At 59.1% G+C, this 9,925-nt stretch carries 9 protein-coding genes; all 9 read left to right on the forward strand.

Annotated elements, in window-relative coordinates:
• Positions 1 to 1,883: RHS repeat-associated core domain-containing protein (locus OXH56_02555; protein MCY3554181.1), on the forward strand; the 1,883-nt coding region annotated here is incomplete at its 5' end.
• Positions 1,884 to 1,934: 51 nt separating this feature from the next.
• Complete coding sequence (locus OXH56_02560) at positions 1,935 to 2,423, forward strand: hypothetical protein (GenBank protein ID MCY3554182.1); 489 nt, start codon at positions 1,935 to 1,937, stop codon at positions 2,421 to 2,423.
• 420 nt (positions 2,424 to 2,843) lie between these two features.
• Positions 2,844 to 5,198 carry a polymorphic toxin type 24 domain-containing protein gene (locus OXH56_02565; protein MCY3554183.1) on the forward strand — a complete coding sequence of 785 codons (2,355 nt, stop codon included), beginning with the start codon at positions 2,844 to 2,846 and terminating at the stop codon, positions 5,196 to 5,198.
• A 2-nt stretch (positions 5,199 to 5,200) separates the two neighbouring features.
• Positions 5,201 to 5,662: a hypothetical protein gene (locus tag OXH56_02570; GenBank protein ID MCY3554184.1), complete on the forward strand. Its 462-nt coding sequence runs from the start codon at positions 5,201 to 5,203 to the stop codon at positions 5,660 to 5,662.
• Between the two features lie 180 nt (positions 5,663 to 5,842).
• A complete protein-coding gene (locus tag OXH56_02575) occupies positions 5,843 to 6,565 on the forward strand; it encodes a class I SAM-dependent methyltransferase (protein MCY3554185.1) in 723 nt (240 codons plus the stop codon).
• A gap of 116 nt (positions 6,566 to 6,681) precedes the next feature.
• Positions 6,682 to 7,725: a Gfo/Idh/MocA family oxidoreductase gene (locus OXH56_02580; GenBank protein ID MCY3554186.1), complete on the forward strand. Its 1,044-nt coding sequence runs from the start codon at positions 6,682 to 6,684 to the stop codon at positions 7,723 to 7,725.
• Between the two features lie 74 nt (positions 7,726 to 7,799).
• Positions 7,800 to 8,621 (forward strand): hypothetical protein, encoded by an 822-nt coding sequence (locus OXH56_02585; GenBank protein ID MCY3554187.1) that lies wholly within the window; start codon positions 7,800 to 7,802, stop codon positions 8,619 to 8,621.
• A 10-nt stretch (positions 8,622 to 8,631) separates the two neighbouring features.
• The gene (locus tag OXH56_02590) at positions 8,632 to 8,976 is read left to right on the forward strand and encodes a DUF971 domain-containing protein (protein ID MCY3554188.1); all 345 of its coding nucleotides are present in this window, start codon (positions 8,632 to 8,634) and stop codon (positions 8,974 to 8,976) included.
• A gap of 129 nt (positions 8,977 to 9,105) precedes the next feature.
• Complete coding sequence (locus tag OXH56_02595; GenBank protein ID MCY3554189.1) at positions 9,106 to 9,918, forward strand: Gfo/Idh/MocA family oxidoreductase; 813 nt, start codon at positions 9,106 to 9,108, stop codon at positions 9,916 to 9,918.
• Positions 9,919 to 9,925 lie beyond the last annotated feature (7 nt).

The raw sequence follows: 9,925 nt of genomic DNA on the forward strand, positions 1-9,925 counted from the left end.
CTGTCGCAGGCGGCGAGGCCGCAAGCGGCGGTCCCAACTACGCCCAGGGGCGCCTGTCCAAAGTCGAGGAAAATACCGACGCCGATGCGGTGGCCGAGGTCATGCACCGCTACGCATACGACCACCTGGGCAACGCGCGCGTCAAGCAGGTCGAAATCGAGGGCCTGACCGGCGCGAAGATGGCCGCCTATAACCACGACCTGGCAGGGCGGGTGACCCGCCTGTTCTATCCAGACGGCACCCAGGCGCGTTATGCATATGACAACGCAGGTCGCCCGACCCGCGTGTGGGATGCGAATGGCAACACGCTCGCCGCGTACACCCACACCGCTGCCGGCAACATAGGCACCCACGTCGTGGGCGACGACGTCGCCACCGGCACCTACGCCTACAACCCGCGCGAGTGGGTCACCGACATCGACTATGCGGGCAAGTTCAGTTCCAAGCTCACCTACGACCTCGCCGGCAACATCACCCGGCAGGTGTACAGCCTTGGCGGCGCCGCGTCCAAAACCGCGGACTACGCCTACGATGACCTCTACCGGATCACCGGCTTCGATCTGACCGGCGGCACAAGCCGTGACTACGCCTACGACAAAAACGGCAACCTGACGTCTGTGCTGACCGGCAGCAGCCGGCTCACCTACAACTACTCGGCTGGCTCCACGCCCAACAGGTTGGACAGTACCACGGGAACGGGAGGGCAGACCTACGCCTATAACCCGAACGGATGGATGACGCGCAAAGGCGCAGATACGGTGAGATACGACTATCGCGGGCTCACCACTGGAGTCGGCTCGGGCGCCTATCTCATGGATCCGGACCGACGGCGCGTAAAGAAGACGGTCGGGACGGCTGTCACCTACTACCTGAGAGGACCGGGCGGCAACGTCCTGGCCGAGTACTCGGGGCAGAACCTGTCGGCACGGTACGTGTACGCGGGAAGTAGGCGCATCGCCCGCTTAGCCGGAGATAGCGCCAGCTACTATCTGGCAGACCACCTGGGGAGCACAAGGAGTCTCGTGGACGAGGAAGGGACCGTCACCGCTGCCTATGACTACTGGCCCTACGGCAAGGTCCTGGCCTCGAGTGGTTCGGGAGCCACGCACTTCCGGTTCACGGGACACGAAAGAGACGCCGAGTCCGGTCTTGACTACATGCTGGAGAGGTCGTACGCTTACGATGTCGGCAGGTTCCTGCGGCCCGATCCCATGCAGGATGCAAGACCATGGATCTCGCCGTACAGTTATGTTCAGAACAACCCGCTCATAAGAGTTGATCCAACAGGTCTATTGGACTGGGTCCAAAGATCAGATGGTACTATTGAATGGGATGAGAAGGTTACGAGTGCGGACGATGCGGACCTTGTTGAAGGTGAGACCTATTTGGGACGAAACGTGATTGTAGCAACTCACAACAGGGATGAAAACCTGGTTGAACCGATTAATACAGCCAGGTTCGATCTCTACCTTGAATCTAACAAGAAAGGTCCTTCGGCAACCATTTTGGGGAACACGGTTCCGGCTGATGTTGAACGGTATGGTACGATGGCCGAAGGACTGTATACAGCTAGATCCCAAGGTAGGTTCAAATACGGTCCGAATGATCCTTCGATCATAATAAACGAAGGTGGCCCGGTACCGACAGTCCGAGGAAACCCACAGAACTCCGCCGGAGACTATCTGACGGAAGTATTCCTTCATGCGGGAAATCCCAATCACCCAAGACTTTCAGGTTGGGATAAAAAAGGGAATCCAGTTAACATAACAACGGGGTGTCTGACGACTTGTAACGAACGCGGTTCGAGAGTGAAACACGAGCGGTTTATGAATACAGTTGGCAGGGATTTCGAAGGATTCCTGTACCTGAGAGCCAAACCATAATCGTGCAGTTGATAGCACCTGATGTCGACATTTCTAAATGAGGAAAGCCAAATGTCCAGACTCCTGATAGTTGTTGTCATTACCACGTTATTCTTTGCAACGTGTGGCGAAAAAAAGCAGGATTTGGGAGAAAACACGTTTCCTGATTTGACAGGAACACGATGGGAAGCTCCTAACGACGTCGGGTTGATTCACTTTACTATCTTCGATAAAGAGCCCGTTGAATGGTATGATTTAAACACGGATACTCATACGTATCGTGACAAGAAAGGTTCGTTCGCGTCCTATGTCCCTGAATTAGGAAGGTACATGACCGGCACCTATGCGGTTGTAGGTGATACACTTTTTATGAGAGAGATCGATTGGGAAAGCAACCTCCCTGGCACTACAAAAAAGGAGATTACGGCCTACAATAAATGTGTGTTTACAGATAATGGACTTAAGGTTGTGTACAGCATTAGAAAATACGGACAGACTTGGGAGGGTGGTCCTATTGAGAATGGTATAGTCTGGAAAAAACGTGTTGACTGGGCAGACTAAACCGGATCAGTTTTGTTTTATACTAGGTAAGGGCTATGTAGCGCAGTTTTTACAGGGACAGAACTGTCACTTTTTTTATCATAGGCACTTCTTAACTTGATTATAGATAGCCTGGGCTGTGGACGACTGTATTATGCTTTGAAGTAATGTATACGCCACAAGCGCTTTGCAGATCTGTGTGCAACCCGGGGATACCAGTCTGAGCCCGAGCACCTCATCGGGCTCAGCTAGCTGCCGCCTTCGTAAGACTACAGCGCGCTGTCCAACGCCGCCGCGGACAGCCGCATTGCTAAGACCACCTACGACAACGACCCGCTCCTGCGGGTATCGAGCGTCGTCCCACCGGGCCACGACAACAACTCGGCTGTCGACACCCGCTACGGCAACTGGGCCACCGGGTCCGGCTCGGGCCGGTCCTACGTGACCGTCGATGACGAAAAGGGCGTAGCCACCACCAGGGTCTACGACGCCTACAGCTGCATGAGCCACGTCATCGCCGACTCGGCGGGCACGAGCGCCGGCACCCGGAACAACAGGACGTCCTACGCTTACGACGCCCTGGACCGGCTTATCTCCACCACCATGCCGGGCGGCGGCACCACGCGCTACGCCTACGACACCCTGGGCCGCATGACCAGCAGGCACCATCCCGACGCCGACGGCGCCACGCTGTACAAGTACGACGACCTGGGACGTATGCGCTTCTCGCAGGATGCGCGGCAACGCGCCGCCGGCAGCAGTAACGCCTCACGGAAAATCACCTACACCGTCTACGACGACTTCGGGCGCGTGACCCGCGTGGGCGAGGCGGCCGCCGACTTCTCACGTCTCGATCCGGAGCGGTCCTACGCCTTCGAGCGCGACGCTACTACGTGGCGCAGCCGCATGACCTACGACGGCGGCGACCTTGTCGCGGGCGACCCTGTCGCGGGCAACGGAACCGCCTCTGGCGGCCCCAACTACGCCCAGGGACGGCTGACCAGGGCCCAGGAGAACACCGACGCAGACGCGGCCGCCGAGGTCGTGCACCGCTACGCCTACGACCACCTGGGCAACGTGCGCGTCAAGCAGGTAGAAATCGAGGGTCTCGCCGACACGAAGACGCTGGAATATGTCTACGACCTCGCCGGAAGGATCACCGGAATCATCTATCCCGACGGCGCGCAGGCGCGCTACGCCTACGACGGCGCAGGACGGATCAGCCGCGTGGGGGATGTGAATGGCAACACGCTCGCAGCGTACTCCCACACCGCCGCGGGCAATATCGCCACCCACATCGTGGGTCAGGGCGAGGATGACACCAATGCAGACGGCGTCGTCATCGGCACCTACACCTACAACCCGCGCGAATGGGTCACCGAAATCGACTATGTGGGCAAGTTCAGTTCCGAGCTCACCTACGACTTCGCCGGCAATGTCACCAGCCAGGAGTACAGCCATGGCGGCGCCGCGTCCAAAACCGCGGACTACGCCTACGATGACCTCTACCGGATCACCGGCTTCGATCTGACCGGCGGCACAGGCCGGGACTACGCCTACGACCGAAGCGGCAACCTGACGTCCATGGTCACGGGCAACAGCCGGCTCACCTACAACTACTCAGGTACCTCCACGCCCAACAGAGTAGACAGCACCGCCGTGGCAGGCGCGACCACAACGTACGCCTACAACCCGAACGGGTGGATGACGGGAAGGGGTACGAACGCGCTGACCTACGACTACCGGGGACTCACCACCGGATACGGCAGCGCGCGGTATCTCATGGACTCGGACCGACGGCGCGTGAAGAAGACCGTCGGGACGGCCACGACGTACTATCTGAGAGGCCCTGGTGGCAATGTCCTGGCCGAATACTCGGGACAGACGCTTTCGGCAAGGTACGTATACGCCGGCAGCAGGCGCATCGTCCGAATAGGAGAGAATAGCGCCAGCTACTACCTGGCCGACCACCTGGGGAGCACCCGGAGCCTGGTCGACGGGGAAGGCGCCGTCACCGCCGCCTACGACTACTGGCCCTACGGTAAGGTCCTCGCTTCGAGTGGCACGGGCGCCACGCACTTCAGGTTCACCGGCCACGAGCGGGACGCCGAGTCCGGCCTTGACTACATGCTCGCAAGGTCGTACGCTTACGATGTCGGCAGGTTCCTCAGACCTGATCCCATGCAGGACGAGTATCCGGGGATCAGCCCGTACGCCTATGCCAATAACAATCCGCTCAAGTATTTGGATCCGGATGGCGAGCTTGCATGGAACATCCTCACTAGAGGTTTAAAGATTGCCAACCGAGCGTACGACGCTGCCAAGAAAGGCAAGTCGCTATTTAAGAAGGATACATGGAAAGATATAGGTACAGATGAAATAGTAAGTTTCGTAGACAACGTCTCGATCTTAGCAGACGGCGTTTGGGATGCCAATGATGTCTTTGCAGTTATTGATCTCGCAACGGGGTTAGGAGATCAGGCTAAAGCTGCAAGCAGAGCACTTAGATCCACGAGGTCTGGAGGTCGCCAGAAGAACTATTTCATAAGGGACATTGAGGCGGGTGGTAACCCTCATACCCGTTTTCGGAGAAACCCAGAGACCGGCCGAATAGAGCACTACCAGACTTTTGATAGTACAGGAAGTGCAGGCGGTAACAAGCGATTCCGCGGCACTGGTCCTGAACATTCAGGCGTGGATCCGCCATTGATCCTTGAACCTAAGCCACGCCATCCTGGCGGCAACCCAAATAGATCAAGGCCAGCGAGGCCTGATGAAACTCCTCAGGGGAATTAGCAATGATAAACTTTAATCCGCAAATTCTGAAGTTGTTTCGAGATTCGAAAGATGATCTTGTTGATACAACGGACTACCTTCACTTCGATGACAGAGGTCCAGAACTGGCTTTAATTTACTCCAAATTGTTCTGGCCGGACTTAATCGAAGTAGACGGTTTTGTGTTCATATCAGAGAAATACGAGAGGAGGAACTACGAACTAATAATCACCGATGCTAGGGTGAACAATGTAGAAAGTTACGTTAACACCTTCTACCTGTTTGATGCAGTGGGTACTGGTGAGTATGATTGCGAAGACGAAATTTGGGAACTGCTGGGACACACTCTTTGCGAGACCTGGAAGCAAAGAGCACAATGTCTTTTTCCTCAGAAGTCGTTTGTAACAGAGTTTGCCTGGTACTCTGACGACATTGGCGATCCGGGTGTGACCTTGTATCAACCCAAGTTTGTATCGAAGGAGTAAGGTTGTAAATGAATGTCGTATAACTGGATCAGTCGCCTGTTTTGAATCGGGCGACTGACTTAATGTAACATAGAATGGATCCACACTCTGGACTTTGATTTTGAGATTGAACTACAGACGAACACTTGGCGACAGGTTGTGCTTTATTCGTATATATCAATCCAGATATGTTCAATCATCATGACCAATCCCTGGTACGTCGATTACTTCGGTGAAGACTACTACTATTTCGACCGCCACGAGGACACGGACCTCGAAGTGGATGGCCTCGCACGCCTGATCGGGCGTCCGGACGGGAGCGTAGTCCTGGACCTCGGCTGCGGTTACGGGCGCGTGAGCACGCCCCTGAGAAAACGCGGATACCGGGTCGTGGGATACGACCTGTCTTCCCCGCTGCTGAAACGCGCCCGCGAGGGGGACCCCGCGGGGACCTGGGTAAGGGGCGATATGCGCGACCTGCCTTTTTCCGGGCAGTTCGACACGGTCATCAGCCTGTTCAACACCCTGGGGTATTTCGAAGAGGAAGACGAGAATTTCAGGGTACTGAAGACGGTTTCCGAGGCGCTGCGGCCCGGGGGAAGGCTCGTGTGCCAGCTCGTCAACCGCGACTACCTGGTCCGCCGGTTCACCGCCCAGGAAGTCCATCGGCGGGACGGCCGGATCCTGCTCGAAGAGCGCGAATTCGATCCCGTGGCCAACCGCGTCCATACGCAGTCGACCGTACTCAGCGGTGCCGAAAAACGGTCGTACACGTCATCGATCCGGGTCTACACGGTGACCGAACTGGACCTGCTCCTGGCCGCCGCGGGCTTGACGATCGGGGCGGTCCATGGCGGGCTCGATTTCAGGCCGTTCGACTGGGACACGAACCAGTTGGTCATCGTCGCCGAACGGACCGGATAGCGCCGAACACGGGTCGGACCGAGCCCCCAATCTGCTTGACAAGAACCCCGCCCGCTCGTAGGATTCAGTGTCGTTTCATTGCATCCTGGCAAGGATAGAACGCAAAGGAAACTTTCATGGCATCCGACCCGTTGCGCGTGGGGGTGATCGGGCTTGGATTCGGCCAGTACCACGTCCGCGGCTACCAGGCCTGCCCCGGCGTGGTGGTCGAGACCATCTGCAGCCGGACGGCGGCGACCGCCCTGCGTGTGGCGAAGGACTACGGGATCGCCGAGACCCAAACGGATTACCGCGCGGTGCTGGATCGCGAAGACATCGACGCGGTGAGCATCTGCACGCCGGTGAACCTGCACAGACAGATGGTCATGGAGGCCCTGGAAGCCGGCAAGCACGTGCTGTGCGAGAAGCCGCTCGGACTGAACGCCGAAGAAGCCAAAGACATGCTCGAAAGCGCCCGCGGGAGCGGCAAGGTCCACATGACCAACTTCGGCTGGCGGTTCAATGGTCCGGCCTTTCGCATGAAATCCCTGCTCGAAGAAGGGTACATAGGAAGGGTCTACCACCTGAACGCCCGCTACATGATGGGTTACCGGGCGAGTCCCCGGAAAGCGCACAGCTGGCGGGAACGGCGCCTGGAGGCGGGACTCGGCGCCATGGGCGACCTCGGCGTGCACCTGATCGACATGACGCGGTGGTGGGCCGGCGAGTTCGAACGGGTGTGCGCGCTGATGCACACGCTCATCCCCGAACGCCGCGCGCCGGACTCCTCGGCCATGCGGGAATCCGAGCTCGAAGACGCCTGCGCCTTCATCGCCCAGATGCAGGACGGGGTCCAGGCCGTGTTCCACGTAAGCCGTTGCGCATTGTACACGGACTTCATTCACATCGACATCCACGGGAGCGACGGCGCGCTACATTTCCAGTTTGTACGGGACACCATGCAGGCCAGCCTGAAGGGCGGCCAGGGGCTGCGGGGAAACCTCCAGCCGCTGTCCGTACCGTCGCAGCAAGGCGCGCTGTCTCCGCAGAGACATTTCGTCGAAGCGATCCGGTCCGGCGGAGAAGCCGATCCGAGTTTCCACGAAGGGTTCTGCGTGCAGCAGGTCGCCGACGCCATAACCACCTCGGAGGAGCAGCAGACATGGGTATCCCTTTCCTGAAAACGCGCCGGGTTACGCAATGGGTTACGCGGCGGATTCCGAGTCGGGTTCCGTTCCGAATCACGAGCTTGCTGATGATCCCCCTGTGCCTCTTCTGGCTCGCCGGCTGCGCCGGTCAGGAATCAGAGCCGGAAACCGCGGACACGGTCCCCGATCGGGCCCAGGTCATCGCGGATGAGGTGATGGAGGCCATGGGGGGACGGGATAACTGGGACGCCACCCGGTACATCCGGTTCTCGTTCTTCGGGTTCCGCACCCACTACTGGGACAAGCACGACGGCCGATACCGCGTTTCCTGGACCGACCGGGAGAGCGGGCAGTCCCACGTGATCCTGATGAATCTGAACACGGGGGAAGGGAGTGCGTTCGTTGACGGCTCGGAAGTTACGGACGTCGAGGAACGAGAACGGTCCCTGGAACGTGCCCGGGGCGCGTGGATCAACGACACCTACTGGCTGCTGATGCCCTACAAGCTGCGGGATCCGGGCGTTGACCTGGCTTACGATGGCGAGGAAGTCGTGGACGGCACCGTCTACGACAAGCTGCATCTCAGTTTCAATGAAGTGGGAAATACACCGGGCGACGAGTACTGGGCCTATATCAATCGGGAGACCCGCCTCATGGACAAATGGGTCTATCTCCTGCAGTTGCGGGAGGGCCAGGACGAGCGAAGCCGGGGCGAATGGAAGTGGAACGACTGGCGCAGGCATGGCGACATCCTGCTGTCCGCGGAACGCGAGCGGATGGATGGCCAGAAGCGGTCCCACGAGGATCTGGCCGTGCTGGAGTTCGTGGACGATCAGGTATTTACGTCGCCCGACCCGGTATCTCCCGAGATGGTAGGGGAGCAAAGCACACAGCCCGCCACCACACAGCCAGCCGAAGGGTCGGAGTGACGTAGCCCTCATGCATACCGCACCGCCCTCGCCCGAACACGTGGCCCTCGATCACCCGGAAAAGGGCCAACTGACCGTATTCTGGAACGACGGCAGCGCAAGAAAGTACGCCCTGGCCGATCTTCGAAAAGCCTGTCCCTGCGCCACCTGCCGCGATCTGCGGGACCAGCTGTCCTCCGCCGGCGGGTTGACCCTGCTTGCCAATGAATCGCTGGATCCGAGCGTCGAGGTGGTCGACATGAGTACCGTCGGCCGCTACGCCCTGCAGTTTACCTGGAAAGACGGCCACAACACCGGCATCTACACGTACGAGTTTTTATATGGCTGCGGGACGGATCTCGACGCGGAAGGCTAGCGAAATAGGCGCGGATACGGACGATACCGTGTGTATACGACTGATATGGCGATGCGAGTGGTCCCCGGCGGTTCCCAGCAGTCCGATACCGGAGGTCCGTGACCGGCGGTCCGAGAAAGGATTGGTTCGATGAAGGTCAAGATCGGTTTCCTGGGCGTGGCCCATCCGCACGCCCGTCCCCATTTCCGCACCCTGGAGTTGCTGGACGAGGTGTCGGGCATCGTGGCCTGGGACGAAGATGACGAAGCGCTTGAACGGTTGCGGCGCGAGGACCATCCCAAGCTGGAACCGGGACAACCTACCTTCGATCAAATCATGGAGCGGGAGGACATCCCCATCGTCGTCTCGCTGGCGACGAATGACCGGAATCCCGAATGGGTGATCCGGGCGGCGAAGGCGGGAAAGCACGTCCTGACGGAGAAACCGGTCGCGGCCAGCAGCGCGGACATGGCTCCGCTGCTCGACGCGGTTCGCGGCGCCGGGGTCCGCCTGGGCGTCTACTACACCTGGCGGTCCCATCCCATCGTCAATGATCTCAGGGCGTTGATCGACGCGGGTGTCATCGGAAAGCTGTTGTCCGTGGAAGGCCGGATGGTCACGTCCCAGGTCCGTTTCCGCGACCCTTCGCACTGGCTGTTCCGGAAGCGGATTGCCGGCGGCGGCATCCTCAGCTGGCTGGGCTGCCACTGGATCGACGCGATCCGGTACATCACGCGGGACGAGGTCGCGGCTGTTACCGCCATAGTGGATACGTTGAACGAGCAACCCATCGACGTGGAGGATACGGCCGGGGTGATCATGCGCATGGGCAGCGGCGCGATCGCCACGCTTCACGCGGGATATCTTCTGCCCACCAGCCAGGCCGGGTACCTGTCGGGCAGCTACGACACCTACCTGGGTTTCCGCGGTCTGGAGGGCAACATCACCTGGTATCCCGCGTGAAGCGTGG

This window comes from Gemmatimonadota bacterium (assembly GCA_026702745.1).
In the GTDB taxonomy this organism is placed as follows: domain Bacteria; phylum JAAXHH01; class JAAXHH01; order JAAXHH01; family JAAXHH01; genus JAAXHH01.